The organism is Duganella sacchari, from assembly GCF_900143065.1.
Lineage (GTDB): Bacteria > Pseudomonadota > Gammaproteobacteria > Burkholderiales > Burkholderiaceae_D > Rugamonas > Rugamonas sacchari.
This window is the reverse complement of record NZ_FRCX01000011.1, coordinates 152,044-172,135: the sequence shown is the minus strand read 5'-3', so window position 1 is coordinate 172,135 and position 20,092 is coordinate 152,044. Positions and strand designations below refer to the sequence as shown.

The 20,092-nt window shown below is 60.2% G+C and carries 15 protein-coding genes; 5 read left to right on the top strand and 10 right to left on the bottom strand.

The window, feature by feature from the left end; genetic code table 11:
• Positions 1 to 6: 6 nt before the first annotated feature.
• Positions 7 to 1,029: a protein translocase subunit SecF gene (gene secF / locus BUA36_RS23020; RefSeq protein ID WP_072787828.1), complete on the top strand. Its 1,023-nt coding sequence runs from the start codon at positions 7 to 9 to the stop codon at positions 1,027 to 1,029.
• Positions 1,030 to 1,140: 111 nt separating this feature from the next.
• On the opposite strand, the gene BUA36_RS23015 is transcribed toward secF, so the two are convergent.
• The 6 genes from BUA36_RS23015 to BUA36_RS22990 all read right to left on the bottom strand — a co-directional run bounded on the left by BUA36_RS23015 (position 1,141) and on the right by BUA36_RS22990 (position 7,183).
• Complete coding sequence (locus BUA36_RS23015; protein WP_072787826.1) at positions 1,141 to 1,989, bottom strand: hypothetical protein; 849 nt, start codon at positions 1,987 to 1,989, stop codon at positions 1,141 to 1,143.
• Between the two features lie 105 nt (positions 1,990 to 2,094).
• Positions 2,095 to 2,394 carry a hypothetical protein gene (locus tag BUA36_RS23010; RefSeq protein ID WP_072787824.1) on the bottom strand — a complete coding sequence of 100 codons (300 nt, stop codon included), beginning with the start codon at positions 2,392 to 2,394 and terminating at the stop codon, positions 2,095 to 2,097.
• A gap of 41 nt (positions 2,395 to 2,435) precedes the next feature.
• Positions 2,436 to 2,780, bottom strand: a complete 345-nt coding sequence (locus BUA36_RS23005; RefSeq protein ID WP_072787823.1) for a hypothetical protein — start codon at positions 2,778 to 2,780, stop codon at positions 2,436 to 2,438.
• Between the two features lie 106 nt (positions 2,781 to 2,886).
• Complete coding sequence (locus BUA36_RS23000) at positions 2,887 to 4,209, bottom strand: hypothetical protein (RefSeq protein WP_072787822.1); 1,323 nt, start codon at positions 4,207 to 4,209, stop codon at positions 2,887 to 2,889.
• 81 nt (positions 4,210 to 4,290) lie between these two features.
• Complete coding sequence (locus BUA36_RS22995) at positions 4,291 to 4,662, bottom strand: nuclear transport factor 2 family protein (protein WP_072787821.1); 372 nt, start codon at positions 4,660 to 4,662, stop codon at positions 4,291 to 4,293.
• Positions 4,663 to 4,732: 70 nt separating this feature from the next.
• Positions 4,733 to 7,183 carry a TIM-barrel domain-containing protein gene (locus BUA36_RS22990; protein ID WP_072787820.1) on the bottom strand — a complete coding sequence of 817 codons (2,451 nt, stop codon included), beginning with the start codon at positions 7,181 to 7,183 and terminating at the stop codon, positions 4,733 to 4,735.
• A 174-nt stretch (positions 7,184 to 7,357) separates the two neighbouring features.
• On the opposite strand from BUA36_RS22990, the gene BUA36_RS22985 reads away from it, so the two are divergent.
• From BUA36_RS22985 to BUA36_RS22975, 3 genes are all read left to right on the top strand, one after another.
• A complete protein-coding gene (locus tag BUA36_RS22985; protein WP_072787818.1) occupies positions 7,358 to 8,677 on the top strand; it encodes an MFS transporter in 1,320 nt (439 codons plus the stop codon).
• Positions 8,678 to 8,777: 100 nt separating this feature from the next.
• The gene (locus tag BUA36_RS22980) at positions 8,778 to 10,409 is read left to right on the top strand and encodes an alpha-D-glucose phosphate-specific phosphoglucomutase (RefSeq protein ID WP_072787816.1); all 1,632 of its coding nucleotides are present in this window, start codon (positions 8,778 to 8,780) and stop codon (positions 10,407 to 10,409) included.
• 20 nt (positions 10,410 to 10,429) lie between these two features.
• Positions 10,430 to 12,109 (top strand): alpha-amylase family glycosyl hydrolase, encoded by a 1,680-nt coding sequence (locus tag BUA36_RS22975; protein WP_072787814.1) that lies wholly within the window; start codon positions 10,430 to 10,432, stop codon positions 12,107 to 12,109.
• Here BUA36_RS22975 and BUA36_RS22970 read toward each other — a convergent pair.
• Both BUA36_RS22970 and BUA36_RS22965 read right to left on the bottom strand, forming a co-directional pair.
• Entirely contained in the window at positions 12,025 to 13,848 is a 1,824-nt protein-coding gene (locus BUA36_RS22970; RefSeq protein ID WP_072787812.1) for a sensor domain-containing phosphodiesterase, read from the bottom strand. The two genes, BUA36_RS22975 and BUA36_RS22970, sit on opposite strands and share 85 nt — an antisense overlap.
• Positions 13,849 to 14,000: 152 nt before the next feature.
• Complete coding sequence (locus BUA36_RS22965; RefSeq protein WP_084560302.1) at positions 14,001 to 16,280, bottom strand: GH92 family glycosyl hydrolase; 2,280 nt, start codon at positions 16,278 to 16,280, stop codon at positions 14,001 to 14,003.
• A 175-nt stretch (positions 16,281 to 16,455) separates the two neighbouring features.
• Between BUA36_RS22965 and BUA36_RS22960 the strand changes: the two genes are divergently transcribed.
• Positions 16,456 to 16,908 (top strand): winged helix-turn-helix transcriptional regulator, encoded by a 453-nt coding sequence (locus BUA36_RS22960; protein WP_072787808.1) that lies wholly within the window; start codon positions 16,456 to 16,458, stop codon positions 16,906 to 16,908.
• Here the strand turns inward: BUA36_RS22960 and BUA36_RS22955 are convergent.
• Positions 16,905 to 17,261, bottom strand: coding sequence for a PKD domain-containing protein (locus BUA36_RS22955; RefSeq protein WP_072787806.1), 357 nt, complete (start codon positions 17,259 to 17,261; stop codon positions 16,905 to 16,907). The genes BUA36_RS22960 and BUA36_RS22955 overlap by 4 nt on opposite strands.
• A 3-nt stretch (positions 17,262 to 17,264) precedes the next feature.
• Positions 17,265 to 19,988: an alpha-1,6-glucosidase domain-containing protein gene (locus BUA36_RS22950; protein WP_072787804.1), complete on the bottom strand. Its 2,724-nt coding sequence runs from the start codon at positions 19,986 to 19,988 to the stop codon at positions 17,265 to 17,267.
• Positions 19,989 to 20,092: the final 104 nt, after the last annotated feature.

The following is a 20,092-nucleotide window of genomic DNA, read 5'->3' as shown; positions in this document are numbered from 1 at the left end:
CTGAACATGGAATTTTTCCGCATTAAAAAAGACATCCCGTTCATGCGCCACGCGCTGGTGCTCAACGTCGTTTCGGCGTTGACCTTCGTTGCGGCCGTGTTCTTCCTGATCCACAAGGGTCTGCACCTGTCGGTGGAATTCACCGGCGGTACCGTGATGGAGCTGCGCTACCAGCAGGCGGCGAATCTGGAACGCATCCGCCACACGCTGGAAACCATTGGCTACGAGCAGCCGGAAGCGACCGGCTTTGGCACCGCGCATGACGTGATGCTGCGTCTGCCGGTGGTGAAGGGCATCACGCCGAAGGATGCTTCGGCGCAGGTGTTCGACGCACTGTGCAAAGCCGAAACCGGTGGCCTGAAGCAGATCGACACCGTGACCGCCAAGGGCGAGCACGTGGTCAAGCAATCGTGCGCTGGTACTGGCGATGCCGAGCTGGTGTCGTTGCAGAAGGTGGAATTTGTTGGTCCGCAGGTGGGCGACGAGCTGACCCAGAACGGCCTGAATGCACTGGTGATGGTGGTGATCGGCGTGATGGTCTACCTGGCCATCCGCTTCGAGTGGAAGTTTGCGGTGGCAGCGATTATCGCCAACTTGCACGACGTCGTGATCATTCTCGGCTTCTTCGCGTTCTTCCAGTGGGAGTTCTCGCTGACCGTGCTGGCTGGCGTGCTGGCGGTGCTGGGTTACTCGGTGAATGAGTCGGTGGTTATCTTCGACCGTATCCGCGAAAGTTTCCGCAAGCAGCGCAAGGCCTCGGTGCATGAGGTGATCGACAACGCGATCACCTCGACCATCTCGCGTACCATCATCATCCACGGCTGTACGCAGATGATGGTGCTGTCCATGCTGTTCCTGGGCGGCCCGACCTTGCACTTCTTCGCCATGGCGCTGACCATCGGCATCTGCTTCGGTATTTACTCGTCGGTGTTCGTTGCTGCTGCAGTGGCCATGTGGCTGGGCGTGAAGCGCGAAGACCTGATCAAGCCGGTCAAGGAAAAAGACGAAACCGATGGCGCTGTAGTTTGAACTATTGCGCCAGCCTCTCCGTCTCGGGCCTCGGAATTTATTACCGAATTCGCCCCATAGCAGAAGTTTACCCTTATTTAGCCTAAGCAATCAGGTCGCTTATTTTCCGGATTATTTCTGCCCCTTGTACAAAACGCGAAATGCGGTCGAATAAGCCGTTGCCGTCATCGTTCTGCGCATAATGGAGGAAGAAACTCCGCTGTCACTCAGAGCGCTATCCTCGACTGCATGGGCGACAATCCATCCGCGTTGACACATTGCAGCCTCGCTAAGGGTTGGAGCATCGGGACGATAGCTGTAGGCATTAACCAGTTGCTCCCCATCTTTATCCGGCAAGGTCGCTGCTACCGCCTTCAGCGTTCGGACTGTGAGTGCGCTCATTACGCTGGCAACTGGGCGATCTCCACTCTTGGGATTATCTTGGCGAGAAAACTCACCTGCTATTGCGGTAGCCAGATCCGCAGAAATGCCTCTCGAATGGGCCCCAAGGAAGTCATTGCGAGCAACCAAAAGCATGTTGCCTATGTCCTCCCCGCTTCGGCTATCACAATCTGCTCGACTCAGAGCATAAACGGCATTTTGATCGTTGAGCCTCCATAGCTTTTTAACAGTGTTATCTTTCAACAAGTCAAAAGAGTCCACGAAAGCCTTGTGGTAATGGGCGTACCACATACCGACTAACTTGCCCTCCTCGACTGCCGGCTGGCTGGCTAGCCAATTTGTGAGATGCGTTCGATACGAATCCTTCGTCCAAAGTTCATCCAATAAGCTGTGGGCGAATTTACGTTCCAAATCCCCGCCACTGATGAGAGGAATTATGATGTAAGGACTCCCCGCGTCTAATCGTTTATGTAGAATAGCCTGGAAGGTCTGCCCATCAGGGCTTATTGGCTCAGCATTTGCCAAATTAAAATTAACAGCCATGCCAATGGCAAATGCACAAAAAATCTTTCGACCCATTTAGTTCTTACACCCAAAAATTTTCAGCAAAATCATATGAAAGACGCTTCTGCGTGCCAAATTAGCGCCGCGAGTCCGGCTGTTTTTGGCCGACTGCAGCAGCGTTCAAAAAAGCTGGCTTCGCACTTCCTTCCACTCTTCCCAAATCCGCTCAGGATTGAGTCGGCCAATCGGCATCTGAGCGTCCAGAGACGCATAAAACTTTTCTGCTTGCTCCGGCGTCATGTCGATGGCAACGGTAGAGTCCCGCACATGCAATACCTCAATTTTAGTGAGAGGTGAGCCCTTCTGTTTTTCCGCTGCCCAAAGCATTGCGTGCAACGGATTCAAGTAAACCTTCACTGTCTTAGCACTTGACTCAGTTACGCCTTTTTTGCTTCGCCCAAACCATCCGAATAAACCCATCTGAACTCCAATTAAATGCCAGCTTCTGGCTGCGGACGCTGTCACCTGGTAACGATATATCGAGCGACGCAGCATTTTGCTACGGTCGCGGCGGACATTGGGTCGGATTTCGCTTCCTCAGCGTATGCCTTGTAAGTAGGGTACGTCAGAAAACCAACTTGAGGCCCGCTCTCAGTTAGCCACTGCATGACTGCACCCGATTCATTGACCGTCGAAACGGCACAAAACTTCAAATTTTCTGACTTCAAAAATGGTCCGGCAAAGGCCAGGAAATCACTTACGCCTTCGCGTGAATTCTGAAATGAACGTTCTATAAAGCCATCCTTCGCCTCGACAGCCACATTGAAGCCAGAGGGAAGAATGAGGATTGCCAAGATTTTAGCCATTACGATTTTCAAAAAATTGGAGGTCTGCTGATGGCTGGTAGCAGCCTCTCAGAACTCTAACTCATCTCACAGTTCGTGTCAGGTTAAGTCTGAGCTAGTGCAATTATCACTCAGTGCAGATCGAATTCTGCACATTCAAAATGGTTGTCAACGCGGCTTCCGCTGCCGACAGCACATCGTCATCGCTGACGTCCAGCAGTGGATCGTACGTTAAGGAAAAGTTCGAGTACACAAACGGCACGGACACAAATTTCTCCTCGCCATCCACCGTCAATGTCCCGAGGCTGTCGGCGGTAGACTGGCTGACAAGCTTCATATAGGGCGGCATATCTTTGGCGGTGAGCTTGCCGCCTGCCTGCGCGGTTTTTTGCAGTTTATTGAACTCATCCCGCGCGGCTTTTGCGTAGATCGGAGTAAAAAACAGATCAAACGTCAGGCCGTATGACGAGTTTCCTGCGCTATATAACTCATTGAACAGGATATATTTTTTGTTTTCGTCCTGTGTCGATGTAAAAACTGCTATTGCGCCAATGCTGGCCAGGGCTTCGTTGATTCTTCTTTGCGTGTAGAGAACGTTGTTGATGTTGACTTCTCGCGAACCCAGGCTTCTGCAGGAGTTTTTGGTGAAGTAGTGCATCAGCTCATGCGTTTCTATCTCTTGAAAGAATGTCGCAACCAGTTCGGGCCGCTTTTTCAGATAGGATCGGGCTTTAATCGTATCGGCGAAGATCAGGACTTTTTGCTGGGGGAGTCGCTTGTCAATTTCGCCGTAGCTTCCGCAGGACTCGCTGATGCCGTCCATCGCGTAACTGCGCGTTTTCTCTATCGTCACCTTGGGTATTGCTGCGGTTTTTATTTCGTACAGATTATCCGTGACTTGGTTCTTGAAGGCGTTTTTCGTCAGGAAGGATGTAATCTCCGGTGTGACCTGTATTGGCTCTTGCTGGAAGCTGTCTGCAAAGCAGAATTCTGGAAAATACAGTGGTGGAAAGCCCTCCCTGTTTCTTGCCTTCATTGATGAGGCGATGTAATAGCCGGTGGCATCGGAGACGCCATGCAGGAAGCTGAGGAATTCCTGATTAGGTGCTGTCTCTGGTTTGATTTCGGAGTCTGAAACTTCCAGGGAGAGCAAAAACTTCTTCTCTGCGCTAATGAGCGCGTTGCTGGCATAGGCGTGGTCGGCGGCCAATTTGAGTTTTTCAAAAAACGAGACAGGCTGCTGCTTTTCGATTTGCTTGATCGAGGTGCTGAAATCGGTATAAATCGTTTGCAGGCTTTTTTCCAGCTGCGCGATGGCCGCGAGGGCTTTGTCTTTGTCCTGGGCTTTCTGGAAACCTGTTGCGTAGTAGTCCTGGCTAGTGTTTTTAATGGCGGCTTGCGTTACGCTGGTGCTGAAGAGCAGGACAACTAAGAGTGCTTTTTGAAACATGAGGTGGAGGCGGATCGATGGTTTATTTGGGCGATATTATAAAGGCAATTGTTCTTGTGGCGGCTGGCGCGAAGTGATCGTTCAGGCGATCACGGTACCTTGGTGGAAGACGATCTGCCACGCGTCGCCGGTCTGCCGCCACAGCGTTGTTCTGCGTGTCTGCCGGCCTGGCTGTATCAGGATGTAATTGAGCTGGTAGAGATCTGCGGCGATCTGGCGGAGGGTGAAGTCCGAGCAGGACCAGTCATCTGGCTCCGGCGTCTGGTAGCGCTCCAGCAGCGTCTCGATGACGAATTCGCGGTTGTAGGCCTGGCCGCTGGCGCCGATTTCCCAGAAATCGTTTGCGGTCATGTTGAGCAGGTCTTCGCGGCGCGTGCCAAATTCTCGCCGGTGAAAAATCGGCTCGCGCGCGATGAGCGTTTCACGTACCGTATCGAGATCGGATATCTGCATTTGCACCTCCCGGAGATCAGGAGATTGTAATGCGAAACTCCCCGCTGCCTGAGCGGGGAGTGGTGGTGAACTACAGGGAGATGTCGACGCTGCGGCTGGCTTGCTCGCCGGCCGGCAGCTGTACCGTGAGCTGGCTGGTTTTGTCATCCCAGCCAAACACCGCTACCTTGCCGTCCACGCGCACCGACGATGGCGCCGCCGTCACGTTGTGCACCGTCAGTGCGATGCCGCGCGCCGGGCGCTGGTATTGCTTGCCCACTTCCGATTCCACGCGCAGCGACAGTGCCTTGCCTTGCAGCTTGCTGGTGAAGTGCAGCAGTTCGTACTTGCCCTGTTCATAGGCTTGCGCGGTCAGGCCATCGTCGTCATACAGCTTGCCAGCGCCTGCGCGCACCGAGGCGTCGTGCCAGTAGTGCAGGTCGATGTGTTTGGTGCTGTAGTCGCGCGTTGATTGCACGACCTTGGCCATCGGGATGAAGGCGCCAGCGCGTACATACACCGGCACGTGGTCCGGCGACAGCGCGATGGAGCGCGTTGCGCCGCCGGCCTGCTTCTCGCCCGTGTAGAAATCAAACCACGCACTGCGTGCCGGGAAGTAGATGTCGGCGGAGGTCTGGCCTTTCTTCAGCACTGGCGTGACGAGGAAGTCCTTGCCCCACAAGTAGGTTGACGACAGTGCGCGTACCTTGGCGTTGCCCGGCTCTTCGTAAATCATCGGGCGCATCAACGGCAGGCCGTGCTGGTTGTTGTCGAAGCCCAGCGTGTAGTTGTATGGCAGCAGGCGATAGCGCAGGCGGATCGCTTCGCGTGCCAGTGCCTTGGTCTGGTCTTCGCGGTAGACCGGCTCCGCTGGCACTTCCTCCTGCGCGTGCGGACGGAACACCGGCTGGAACACGCCGTATTGCAGCCAGCGCGTGTACAGCTCATTGTCCAGCACTGCGTTGGCGAAGCCGCCCAGGTCCGAGTGCATATAGCCCACGCCCTGCATGCCCATCTGCAGAGCGATCTCCGGCTGCGATTGCAGTCCGCCCCAGCCGCGTTCGACGTCACCCGACCAAGGGATGATGCCGTAGCGCTGCGTGCCCGAGTAACCGGAGCGCATCAGGATGAAGGGACGCTCGGCCGGAAAGTCCTGCTGGTAGCCTTCCGCCACCAGGCGCGCCCACTGGTGGCCGTAGATGTTGTGCACCTGGTCGGCGGTGCCGGTGGCGTGACGCAGTTCGGTTGGATGTACCTCCGGCTCGCCCAGGTCGCCCCACACGCCGGCCACGCCTTGCTGGCGCAGGCCTTTGTAGATATCCCAGAACCAGCTCCTGCCCTGTGGGCTGAAAATGTCGATCAAGCCGGTGTGGCCGAAATAGAAGTCGTAAGCGAGCGGCTTGCCGTCAGGGCCGGTGGCCAGCACTTGCTTGTCGACGGCTTCCTGCCAGCGCTTCGAGGTGTCGAGCACAAACGGCTCGGTAATCACCACGGTTTGCACGCCTTTGGATTTGAAGTCGGCAATCATGCCTTCCGGGTTCGGGAAGCTGTCCTTGTCCCAGGCCAGGTTGCCCATGGTGCCTTTGACTTCCTTGCCGAACCAGTACAGGTCAAACACGATGCCATCGAGCGGGATGTCGTCGGCGATGAATTTGTTGATGGTGTCGCGCGCTTCCTTTTCGTTGTGATAGCCGAAGCGCATGGCGAAATTGCCGAAGGCCCAGCGCGGCGGCAATGGCTGCTTGCCGGTCAGGCTGGTGTAGTTGCCGACCACGTCTTCCCAGCTGTCGCCGGCGATCACCTGGTAGGTCTTGCGGCCGCCGATGGCTTCATAGGTCAAGCTGTTGTTTTTCTTGCTGTCGAAATCCAGGTAGCCGGTCTGTGGATTGTCGAAGTGGATCGCGTACATTTTCGACGACATGGCGATCGGCATGGAGTAGCCCATGAGTTCCGAATGGTCGCCGTAGCCGTAGTGCGCTTTGTTGTACAAGGTGTAGCGGTGGCCGCGGCGGTTCATGCCGACCGCGCGCGAGCCTGCGCCGTACAGGGCTTCGTCCTTGTCCAGTGCGAATTCGATGGCTTCCAGTTCGCGTGGCTGGCCTTTGTTGATGTCCTTGCTGCCGCTGGCCACATCGTCGCGGACGTGGATGTAGCCGCGCTTTTCAGCCACCAGCGGCTTGCCCTTGTAGGCGTAGGCGATCCTGAACGGGGATCGGGTAATCGTGACGGTGATGCCGGATGTGGCATATTCGTAGCTGCCGCCTTTTTGCTTCAAGCTGGCGTTGACCGCTGCGGGCGCCAGCACCACGGCATGCGAGGCGGGCTCGACGGTTTCGCCTTTGGGCACAAACGTTGTTTCCACGATGCCGGGGGAGTAGGGCTTGATCAGGTAGCTGCCGTCGCTGGTCTGTACTTCCAGGTGACCGTCGCGCTGGGTGATACCGTTAAACTTGCGGTCGGCATTTTGCGCCAGCGCCGGCTGGGCGGCCAACAGGACCAGGGGCGCGGCAGCGGCCAGTTTGGCAAAGGAATGGATAGTCATGTAGGTAAAAGTCTCGCTGGTCGTCTTGAATTTTGTTGTTTGGCTACATTTGACACCATGATGATGCCCTTGAAAAGCCCTGTTTCCTTCATTTTACTAGGAAGTTCTTCCAATTGACACGCATAGGGTCGCGTGTTATTTTGCTACAAATTTTAAATACTCGGGACGCGCAGCATGCATTCTTCCAGCAAAAAGCCCCTACTGTCGTTCTGGCAGTTGTGGAACATGAGTCTTGGCTTCTTTGGCATCCAATTTGGCTTCGCGCTGCAAAACGCCAACGTCAGCCGGATCTTCTCCACGCTGGGCGCCAATCCCGACGATCTTCCCCTGTTCTGGCTGGCGCCGCCGGTCACCGGCTTGCTGGTGCAGCCGATCATCGGCTACCTGAGCGACCGTACCTGGCATCCCGTGTGGGGCCGCCGCCGTCCGTTCTTCTTCATTGGCGCCTTGCTGGCGTCAATCGCCCTGTTCCTGATGCCGAATTCCTCCGCGCTGTGGATGGCTGCGATTGTGCTGTGGCTGCTGGATGGGGCGATCAATGTGTCGATGGAGCCGTTCCGCGCCTTCGTCGGCGACAAGCTGGGACCGTCGCAGCAGACCGCCGGTTTTGCGATGCAGACCTTCTTCATCGGCTGGGGCGCGGTAATCGCGTCGCTGCTGCCGACCATCTTCACGCACATGGGCGTCAGCAATATCCCGCTCAACGGCGCGATTCCTGACACCGTGCGCTATTCCTTCTATGCCGGTGGCGCCGTGTACTTCCTGGCCGTGCTGTGGACCGTGCTGACCGCCAAGGAAGCGCCGCCCGCAGACTTGGCAGCCTTCCAGGCAGAGGTGAAGGACAGCCAGGGCATGGGCCGTGCGCTGAGCGAGATCTTTGGCGGCTTCGCCAAAATGCCGAAGACCATGATGCAGCTTGCCGTGGTGCAGTTCTTCACCTGGATCGGCCTGTTCGCCATGTGGATCTACACCACCAACGGCGTGGCGGAAAACGTGTTTGGCACGACCGATGCGCAGTCGGCAGCGTTCCAGGAAGCGGGCAACCATGTGGGCGTGATGTTTGCGGTCTACAGCGGCGTCTCGGCGCTGGCGGCGTTCATCCTGCCGGTGTTTGCGCGCCACACCAGCCGCAAGGTGGTGCACCTGACCTGTTTGCTCATCGGTGGCCTCAGCCTGCTGAGCCTCTATACCATCCATGACCTGAACACGCTGTTCGTGCCGATGATCGGCGTGGGCATTGCCTGGGCCAGTATCCTGACCATGCCGTATGCGATTCTGGCCGGCGCGCTGCCGGCCAACCGCATGGGCTACTACATGGGCGTGTTCAACTTCTTCATCGTGATTCCGCAAATCGTCAGTGGCCTGCTGCTGGGTTATGTGACCAAGCACTGGTTCGCGGGCCATAGCGTCAAGACGCTGATGCTGGGCGGTTTGTGCATGGTGATAGCAGGCGTGCTGACGCTGATCGTACGCGATGAGGCGGAGCCGGCGTGATGTAATATTGTTCGCGAGACAAGTTATTTGTGCGACGCGATTTTGCCGGAACAGGTAAAACCGTTGCTATGAATCTGTCATCTACCTTAGCGGAGCGAACATGAGCATTACGACGATCAGCACCACGCCTTTCGCAGGCCAGCGGCCAGGCACCTCGGGCCTGCGCAAGAAAGTCAGCGTTTTCCAGCAGCCTCACTACCTCGAAAATTTTGTGCAAAGCGTGTTCGACACGCTGGGCGATTGCAGCGGCAAGACGCTGGTGCTGGGCGGCGATGGCCGCTTCCATAACCTCGTCGCGGTGCAGACCATCCTGCGCATGGCGGCGGCCCATGGTTTTGCCAAGGTGCTGGTGGGGCAAGGCGGCATACTGTCCACGCCGGCGGTGAGCTGCGTGATCCGCAAGCATGCGGCGCTGGGCGGCATCGTGCTGTCGGCCAGCCACAATCCCGGCGGCCCGGAGGGCGACTTCGGCATCAAGTACAACATCGCCAATGGCGGTCCGGCGCCAGAGAATGTCACCGAGGCGATCTACCATCGCACGGAAGCGGTCAGTCAATACCGCATCAGCGATGCGGCGGATATCGACCTGAATCGCCTCGGCGCCGCGCGCGTTGAAGAAATGGACGTCGAAGTGATCGACCCGGTGGCCGACTACGCGGAACTGATGCAGCAGCTGTTTGATTTCGACGCCATCCGCAAGCTGTTTGCGGGCGGCTTCCGCATGTGCTTTGACGGCATGCATGCTGTCTCGGGGCCGTACGCCAGGGCGATTATCGAAGGCCAGCTGGGCGCGCCGGCGGGGACGGTGATCAACGCCGTGCCGCTGGAGGATTTCGGCGGCCATCACCCCGACCCCAATCCCGTCAATGCCGCAGAGCTGATTGACCTGATGGCGGCGGAAAACGCGCCCGACTTCGGCGCCGCTTCCGACGGCGACGGTGACCGCAATATGATCGTCGGCCGCAACTTCGCCGTCACGCCATCGGACAGCCTGGCCGTGCTGGCCGCACATGCCACGCTGGCGCCGGGCTACCGCGCTGGCCTCAAGGGCATCGCGCGCTCCATGCCGACCTCGCAGGCGGCCGACCGCGTGGCGGAGGCGCTGGGCATCCCCTGCTATGAAACGCCGACCGGCTGGAAGTTCTTCGGCAATCTGCTGGATGCCGGCAAGGCCACGCTGTGCGGCGAAGAGAGCTACGGCACGGGCTCCAGCCACATCCGCGAAAAGGATGGCGTGTGGGCCGTGCTGTTCTGGCTAAACCTGCTGGCGGCGACCGGCAAATCGGTCGAGCAGCTGGTCAGCGAGCATTGGGCGCGCTTTGGCCGCAACTACTATTCGCGCCATGACTACGAGGCGCTGGATACCAAGGCCGCCAATGAACTCATGGCTTCCCTGCGCATCAAGCTGGCCACGCTGGCTGGCACGGACCTGGGCCATTACGTGGTCGCCCTGGCCGATGATTTTGAATACACCGATCCGGTCGATGGCTCGGTCTCAACACAGCAGGGCATACGCATCGTGATGACCAATGGCTCGCGTATCGTGTTCCGCCTGTCGGGCACGGGCACCGAGGGCGCGACCTTGCGGGTCTACCTGGAGCGTTACGAAGCTGATCCCAAGTACCACCACCTGCCTACCCAGCAGGCCCTGTCGGCGCTGATACTGATTGCCGAACAGGTCGCGGGCATCGCCGACTGGACCGGCCGCGCCCATCCCACCGTCACAACATAAACAACCATAAGGACGACAGCATGAAATTGACGACACTCGCACTGACCATGGCAATGGCGCTAGGCGCCAACGCGGTAGCGGCACCGGCAGCACCCGCCGCAGCAAAACCCAGGCCATTCCTGTGGGAGAACGCGACAGTCTATTTCCTGCTGACGGACCGTTTCAACAATGCCTTTACGGGCAATGACCTGGCCTATGACCGCCGCAAGGACGCGGCGCCGCTGCGCGGCTTTATGGGCGGCGATCTGGCAGGCGTCATCAATAAAATCAACGACGGGTATTTCGACAGCCTGGGCGTGGATGCAATATGGGTGACGCCGCCGGTGGAGCAGATCCACGAGGGCACGGATGAAGGCACGGGCAAGTCTTACGGCTTCCACGGCTACTGGGCTTCGGACTTCACTGCGGTCGATGCCAACCTCGGTACGGAGAACGATTTCCGCAACCTGGTGGAAGCGGCGCATGCGCGCGGCATCCGCGTGCTGCTGGATGTGGTGATGAACCATACCGGACCGGTAACGGAAGCCGATCCCGTGTGGCCAAAGGACTGGGTACGCACGGCGCCGCAGTGCACCTACAAGGATGCGAAGACCACCATCGAGTGCACGCTGGTGAAGAACCTGCCGGACTTCCTGACCGAGAGCGACACGCCGGTCGAACTGCCGGAGCGGCTGATGGCGAAGTGGCAGCGCGAAGGACGCTTTGAGGAAGAGGTCAAAAGCCTCAACGAGTTCTTTGCCCGCACCGGCTATCCGCGCGCGCCGCGCTACTACCTGATCAAGTGGCATACGGACTGGATACGCAAGTACGGTGTGGACGGCTTCCGCGCCGACACCGTCAAGCATGTGGAAAGCAAGGTATGGAAGGAGCTGCTCAAGGAAGCGTCGATCGCCTTTGAGGACTGGAAGAAGGCCAATCCGGACAAGAAGCTCAGCGACGACAAGTTTTACAGCACGGCGGAAGTCTACAACTACAAGGTCGCCGATGGCCTGTATCACGAGCTGGGTAGCGGGCAGAGTGTCAACTACTACCAGGCGGGCTTCAACAGCATGATCAATTTCGGGCTGGTGAAGGATGCCGAGAAGGATTATGAAACGCTCTTCAGCACTTACTCGAATACGCTGCACGGCGGCCGCCTGAATGGCTATTCGGTGCTCAACTATCTGGACTCGCACGACGACGGCGCACCGTTCGACGCCGCGCGCAAGAAGCCGTTTGAAAGCGCCAACAAGCTGCTGCTGGCGCCTGGCGCGGCGCAGATTTACTACGGCGATGAAACGGCGCGCAAGCTCGATATTGCGGAGGCTACGGGCGACGCCAGGCTGCGCTCGTTCATGAACTGGCGTGAGCTGGAGCAGAATGTGGAGCGCGACGGCTACCGGATTGCCGATGTGCGCGCGCACTGGGCCAGACTGGGTCTGTTCCGCAAGGCGCACGTGGCGGTGGGCGCAGGCGTGCATCAGCAACTGCAAGCTTCGCCCTATGTTTTCAAGCGCACCTACGACAAGGACGGCTTGCGCGACAAGGTGGTGGTGGCGCTGGACCTGCCGACCAGCAAGTCAACGACGATCAACCTGCACGGCGTGTTCGCCAACGGCCAGAAGGTCAAGGACTACTACAGCGGCAAGACGGCGGTGGTGCGCGGCGGCAGCGTCAACTTCGGCACGCGCAACGCGGTGGTGCTGATCGGGCAGGAGTAGGCGGCAAACACGTCCGCTTCCAGCGGCGCCGCGAACAGATAGCCTTGCGCCTCGTCGCAGCCCGCCAGGCGCAGGAAGTTGAGCACATCGTCATTCTCGACACCTTCGGCCACCACACGATGGCCGAGGTCCTGCGACAGCGTAATCATGGCGCGCACCAGCGCCTGGCGGCGCGTATCGTCTTCCAGGCCGCGGATGAAGGACTGGTCGATCTTGACCACGTCGGCAGGCATGGTCTGCAGGTAGGACAGGCTGCTGTAGCCGGTGCCGAAATCGTCGATGGCCAGGCCCACGCCCAGCGCGGCAATCGCAGCCAGGGTGTCGTGCGCCTTGGCCGGCTGCTGCATGATGGCGCTCTCGGTAATTTCCAGCTCCAGGCAGTCGGCGGGCAGGCGATAGCGCGCCAGGCTATCGGCCACGCTGGCGGAAAATCCGGGCTCGGTGAGATTGGCGGCCGAAACATTCACTGCCATTTGCACCGCCATGCCGGCGCTGCGCCACGCGCTTTGATGGCGCAGCGCTTCGTTCAGCACCCAGGCGGTGGTGGCCTGCGCCAGGCTAGAACGCTCGACGATGGGAATGAATTCGGCCGGGCCGATGGCGCCCAGTTCCGGATGGTTCCAGCGCAGCAGCGCTTCGGCGGCGATGCACATGCCGGTTTCGATTTCTATGCGCGGCTGGAACACCAGGCGGAGCTGGTCCGGGCTTTCCAGCGCCGCGCCAAAGTCGTTAAGCAAGCTGAAGCGGCGCTGGTACAGCGCATCCTCCACCTGCGAGTAGATGGCCACCAGCAGGCCGCGGTCGGCGGCGTCGTGGGCGGCGCTGCGTGCCTTGCGCAGCACGGACAGGCTGTCGTCGCGGCCGACATCGAACGGCACCACGCCGGCGGCCGGCGTGGCCACATAGCGCGAACGCGCGATGGCGTGCGCCTGCTGCATTTTGTCCTGCAGGCGTGGCAGCAGGCTGTCCAGCGTTTCGCCCGATGACGGCAACAGGATGAACTGGGCCGTGGCGACGTGGTAGATGCGGTGGCCGGCGCCCACCTCCGCGCGCAGCCAGCGCGCGCCGTCCGTCACCAGTTCGTCCAGATATGACGATTTCATGGCGCGCGCGGCGTGGGCCAGCTGTTCCAGCGTGGCCAGGTTGATGAGCACCGCCAGCCGTTGCTCGCCTTCTGCCGCATCCAGTTGCAGGTCCTGGAAGTCTTCGATGAACTGGTTGCGGTTGGGTAGGCCGCTGACCGGATCGACGCGGCCCAGCGCGTGCTGCAGTTCGATCTGCGCCATCACCATGCCGGCCAGGTCGCACAGTGCGCTGATTTCTTCCGGCGTGGTGTCGCGCGGTTCCGTCCCCAGCACGCACATGGCGCCGAGGCAGTGGCCATCGTGGGTGGTGAGCGGTGCGCCGGCGTAGTAGCGGATGCCGCTTTCTGCCAGCAGGCTGTCCTGGTAACAGGCGTCCTTGAGCAGGTCGGGAATCACCAGCACGTCGCTGCTGTCCGCCACCTGGCCGCAGGGCGCGCGTACGCGCGGGATGTTGTCATGTTCGACGCCGACGCGCGATTTGAACCACTGGCGGTTGGCGTCGGTGAGCGAGACGGCGGCGATGGGCAGCTTGAACAGGCTGGCCGCCATGCGCGTGATGCGGTCGAAGGCTTCACTGGGCGGCGTGTCCAGCAGGTTCAATTTGTACAGCGCGTCGAGGCGGCGCGCCTCGGTGAGGGAACAGGGTATCGTCATGTGCAGTCCGAAGCAGTTCAAGGTGCAATGCGGGTCGGGGCACTGGCGATAATCGGGAGCGGGGCAGGGCTCGGGATGGCGCGGAATTAATTTAATTTCCACATGGAAACATCATCATAGCATGATCCCGATAGCCCTGCTGTAGGTATTCGCTATGGCTGCGATAGCGAGTAAGGCGCGTCGGCGGGCGCGGTGCCGCGCTGCTGATTCGGTGTGGCGCGCATGTCGAAGTCCAGTACCGTGCCCTGGGTCAGCGCGGCGTGATCCAGCCAGTTGTGCGCGTAGGGCTTGCCGTTGACCTTGAGCGCGCCGACATAGCGTTGCTGGTCGCTGTTTGCCGGTGCGTTAATGGTGATGGTTTTGCCATTCTCCAGGTGCAGTGTGGCTTTTTTGAACAGTGGCGCTCCCACCACATATTGCGGCACGGCCGGCGTCACCGGGTAGAAGCCCAGCGCGGAGAACACATACCAGGCCGAGGTCTGGCCATTGTCCTCGTCGCCGCAGTAGCCGTCCGGCGTGGGCTTGTACAGGCGGTTCATGGTTTCGCGCACCCAGTACTGGGTCTTCCATGGCGCGCCGGCGTAGCCATACAGGTAGATCATGTGCTGGATGGGCTGGTTGCCGTGCGCGTACTGGCCCATGTCCGCAATCTGCATTTCGCGGATTTCGTGGATCACCTGGCCGTAGTAGCTCTCGTCAAACGTTGGCGGCAGGTCGAACACCTGGTCCAGTTTGGCGACGAACTTGTCGCGGCCGCCCATCAGGCCCATCAGGCCATTGACGTCCTGGAACACCGACCAGGTGTAGTGCCAGCTATTGCCCTCGGTGAAGGCGTCACCCCATTTGAACGGGTTGAATGGCGACTGGAAGCTGCCGTCCTGGTTCTTGCCGCGCATGAGGCCCGTCTCGGGATCGAACAGCTTTTTGTAGTTCATCGCGCGCTGCTTGTAGATGGCGATTTCCGACTCCGGCTTGCCGAGCGCCTTGCCCAGCTGGTAGATGGCGAAATCGTCGTAGGCATATTCCAGCGTGCGTGCGGCGTTTTCGTTGATCTTGACGTCGTATGGCACATAGCCCAATTGATTGTAGTACTTGACGCCGCGGCGGCCGACGGCATCCATCGGGCCTTCGTTGTCGGCGCCGTGCTTGAGCGCCTGCCACAGGGTTTCGATGTCGTAGCCGCGCAGGCCCTTGATGTAGGCTTCGGCCACCACCGAGGCGGAGTTGTTGCCGATCATGACGTTGGCCAGGCCGGGGCTGGACCATTCAGGCAGCCAGCCGCCTTCCTTGTAGTCGTTGACCAGGCCGGCCTGCATCTCGCGGTTGATCGACGGGTACATCAGGTTCAGGAACGGATAGAGCGCGCGGAAGGTGTCCCAGAAGCCGGTGCCGGCAAACATATAGCCGGGCAGGACCTGGCCGTTGTAAGGGCTCCAGTGAACGATCTGGTTGTTGGCGTCGATTTCGTACAGCTTGTTCGGGAAGAACAGCATGCGGTACAGGCTGGAATAAAAGGTGCGCGTCTGTTCATCGCTGCCGCCTTCGACACTGATGCGGCCCAGTGTCTTGTTCCAGACCTCCTTGCCTTTTTGCGCGGTGGCGTCGAAGCTGTCGCTGGCCAGTTCGCGCTGGAGGTTGAGCTCTGCCTGTTCTTCGCTGATGAAGGAGGAGGCCACGCGCATGCCGACCTTCTCGCCTTTTTCCGTCTTGAAGCCGACCACGGCGCCGCTATGGTTGCTGGCCAGTTCACTCACGCCGTCCACGATCTTGTCGCCGCTCCAGATGCGGGTCGAGGTGAATGGTTTGTCGAAGTAGATGACGAAGTAGTTCTTGAAATTCTTCGGCAGCGGGCCGTGGGCGTAGCGCGTGCTGTAGCCGACGATCTTGCGCTGCGCGGGCAGGACCTTGATGTAAGAACCTTTGTCGTAGGCGTCCACCACCACGTAGGCTTCATCCGTTTTCGGATAGGTGAAGCGGAACTGCGCGGCGCGCTCGGTCGGTGCGATTTCGGTGGTGACGTCGGCATCGGCCAGGTAGACGCTGTAGTAGTAAGGCTTGGCCACTTCCGCCTTGTGCGAGAACCAGCTGGCGCGGTCATCCTGTTTGAAACGCAGCTTGCCCGTCACCGGCATGATGGCGAACTGGCCGTAGTCGTTCATCCAGGGCGATGGCTGGTGGGTTTGTTTGAAGCCGCGGATTTTGTCGGCGTCGTAAGTGTAGGCCCAGCCGTCACCCATCTTGCCGGTCTGCGGCGTCCAGAAGTTCATGCCCCATGGCAGGGCGATGGTCGGGTAGGTGTTGCCGTTGGAGAGTTCGGGTTTGCTGGCGGTGCCCATCAGCGGGTTGATGAATTCAACCGGATCTTTGACGGGGGCGGCGGACGCAGCGACGGCGAGCAGCAAAGCGGGGAGTGCGAGCGTGTGCAGTTTCATGTCCTGGAGTGTGGTGGATGGTGATGACCCAGTGTAGCAGTTACCTCCTGGGCGAAAACCGGCAAGGCCGGGCAGCCGCCGTGTTTATTGGCGGATTACTAAACACGGCTGCCTGGCCAGAAAGGCCAGTGCGAAGCCATTTGCTTTATGTTGCCTGTGGTTTTAATATGCAACTATGGTTAAAAGAACGAGTCATAAAGATGTAGCGTGTGGTGTCGCGCGGCCGCTGGATGCGATCGGCGACAGCTGGTCGCTGCTGATCGTGCGCGATGCGTTCGAGGGAGCGCGGCGTTTTGGTGAATTCCAGCGCAGCCTGGGGATGGCGAAGAACATCCTGGCGGCGCGTCTGCGGCATCTGGTGGAGCACGGCATCTTCGAGGTGGTAGAGCCGGAAGATGGCGGCGCACATCTGGAATATCAGCTGACGGAGAAGGGGCGCGGCATGTTTGTGCTGCTGACCGCGCTGCGCCAGTGGGGCGAGGATTATTTTTTCGAACCAGGCGAAGCGCATGTGCATCTGGTTGACCGCAAGCGCGGCCAGCCGGTGCGCCGGCTGGAACTGGTCGCCCAGGATGGCCGCCGCCTGACGCCGGAAGACACCATGGTCAACCGTGATGGCGTGGATTAATTCGCGGTGATGGTGACGGTGGACGCCGCGCTATCGAGCTTGCCGTCGTTGACGATCAGCGTGGCGACATAGGCTCCCGGTACGTCGGCAAAGAAGGTGGGCGTGGCGACGTGGTAGTTGAGCAGCGTGGCGCCGCTGCCGGCCGGTTTGGTCAGCGTCCAGGAATAGCTGAGGATATCCTGGTCGGCGTCGGTGCCGCTGCCGGCCAGCTTGATCGCGGTACCGGCGGCCACGGTTTGCGCCGGGCCGGCCATGGCGACCGGCGCGTGATTGGCCACCGGCCCCTCAGCGCCGCCGCCGCCGCAGGCGCTCAGTATCAGCATCGGCAGAATCAGGATCAATGATTTTCGCATCCCTTAATTTTCTACGAAAACCACGGCGCTGCGTGCAGGCAGCGTGAAGGTTCCTGTGCTTTTGTCGTACTTGGCTTCACGGATCAAGCGTTTGTCCCCTGCGGCCATGCCGGCTTGCACGGGATGTAGCGCGTAGTTGCGGTTTTGCTCTTCGGCGATGGTGATTTGCTGCGCGGTTTTGTCGACGTTGATCAGGTAAGTGATGGATTTGTAGCGCGCACCCTTGTAGCCTTTGCCGTCAAGGTGGGCGGCAATCACGGTCGGCACCTGCTGCGGGCCGGTGTTGAAGAAGCGCAGGCGCTGTTTGATGTCCTGTGCCGTGCGCAGGCGGAACAGCGTGCTGCTGGCGCGGATGGCCAGCAGGTCGCGGAACACGTCGCGCGCATAGGCGATGTCCGCTGGCGCCGGTTTGATGCCGGCGTTGTTCAGCAGTGGCTTGAGCAGCGCGTAGTCCTTGCCGTTGTCGGCGGCGGGCGGCAGGCCGGTGCCGTAGTAGTTGTCCTGATAGCTCCAGTCCAGGCGATTGAACCAGTCGCCCGATTCAAAGCTGTTGCGGTCCAGCGATTTGGAACGCAGGATGTCGAAGCCGGCGTGGAAGTAGGCCACGCCCTGGCTGAAGGCATTGATGGCAGCGCCGAGCATCTGCACCTGTGCGCGTTCGCGCGCGCTGGTGGCTTGCGGCAGCTTGAAGGCGTTGATGTCGTACAGGGTCTGGTTGTCGTGGTTCTCGACGTAGTTGACGGTTTCACCCGGCTCGCTGGCATAGCCGGCCGGCTGGTTGCCGCCGTAGACCATGTCCTGCAGCGCGATGGTGCGGCCGTCGGCGATGGTCAGCGGGTAGCTGCGGATGGTGCCGGCCAGGCCGACCTTTACCATGTCGGCGGCGTGCAGCAGGTCTGCGGCAGGGCGCTGCGGCGCCTGTTCATTGGCGTCGTAGACCAGGCCATTGATGTAGCCCTGCTGGGTGATGAGCTGCACGCCACTGTCACCGGCGCCGCCGCCACGCACGGCATCGCGGCCACGGTCGCTGAAGGTGCCGATGCCGCTGCCGTTCAGCGACAGCTGGGAGGCCTGCACGAAGCGCGCACCGTCGGCCACCTCGCCGAAGTTCCAGCCTTCGCCGATCAGGTTCACATGCTTGCCTGCGGCTTTGTCGGCAGCGGCCTGCAATTGCTCCATCACCGCGCGCGGCTGGTGGCCCATCAGGTCGAAGCGGAACGAGTCGATCTTGTAGTGTTTGGCCCATAGCGCGGCCGAGTCCACCATCAGCTTGCCCATCATGAGGTTTTCGGTGGCGGTGTTGTCGCAGCAGGTGGAGCGTTCGATGGCGCCGCTGGCGTTGAGGCGGTGGTAGTAGCCGGGGACCACGCGGTCCAGTACGGACTTCTCGTTTTGTCCGGCGATGTAGGTGTGGTTGTAGACCACGTCCATGCCGACGCGCAGGCCGGTCTTGTGCAGCGCCTGCACCATCTGGCGGAATTCGACGATGCGTTTGGCGCCATCGGCGGGATTGCTGCTGTAGCTGCCCTCGGGCGCGTTGTAGTGGAACGGGTCATAGCCCCAGTTGTAGCAGTCCTTGAACTTCACCTGCTCGATGGCGGCCTGCTGCACCTCGCTGTCGGCGGCTGCGACGGCGATTTCCGGATCGACGCAACCCAGTTCGGGCACGCTGCCGATGTCATACACGGGCAGCAGGTGGATGTCGGTCATGCCGGCCTTGCTCAGCGCAGCCAGGTGTTTCATGCCGTTGGAGCCAGCCTCGGTGAAGGCCAGGTATTTGCCGCGGTTGGCGGCGCTGACGGTATTGTCGTTGACGGAAAAGTCGCGCACATGCAGTTCGTAGACGGTCATGTCGGTTTGCGCGGCGACCTTGTTGGGCGCGGGTGCCGCATCCCAGCCGGCGGGTTTGAGCCTGGCGTCATTGAGGCTGGCGATGTAGCTGCGCCTGGAGTCCGTGGTCAGGCTGATGGAATACGGATCGGTGACGAGGTTGCGTACCAGGCCTGCGGACGGCGCCACCACATCGATCAGGTATTGGTAGTACTGGCCGCTGGCGCCGGCGCGTGCAGACCAGATGCCGGTGGCGTGATCGCGCGTCATCGGTGTGATGGCGCTGGCCTTGCCGGCGCCGCTGGCGTAGGTGCAGACGGCCACGTTCTGCGCGGTCGGCGCCCACAGTTTGAAGCCGGCATCGCGCGCGCCGACAGTGACGCCAAGATCGGTGGCCTTGGCGGCGCCCGCGTAGACGTCATCCAGCGCACCGGCGATCTGCAAGGTAGTGGCGTCGCGCACGGTGCCGTTTTCCGCTTCCAGCACCAGCATCACTTGCTGGGTGAGCATGGTGGGCAGATGCGCGGTGTGGTTGGCAGCGACGGTCAGCACCGGGCCGTCGCCGGTGAACTTGAAGCGCTGCGCGGTGGCGGCAGGCAGCTCGCCGTCAAAACGCGTCAGCGTGACGACGCCATCGGCGCCGGTCACGCGCGATCCGGAGGCGGCGCGCAGCAGCGCGTTGGTGGAGTAGTACAGCTTGAAGATGCCGGCGCTGTCTGCGCCTGGCCATTTGAGCAGCTGGCGGTTCAGCCAGTAGGCGCGGGCATCGGTGACGGGCGCGGCGCGCAGCGTGGTGGCGTATGGCCCATCGCAGTCTGCCAGTGTCGGCGCTGCACAAGCCGCCGCACTAGACAGCGCTAGTGCGCTGCCCAAAGAAACCCGCCAAGCCGCCCGCATACTACCCATATCCCATCCCCCTAAACCGTCAATAGAGGTAGTGTGATTACAGTTTCATCACATCTACCCGTGAAATTGGCGGCTATGGTACTCCAGAATCTGTA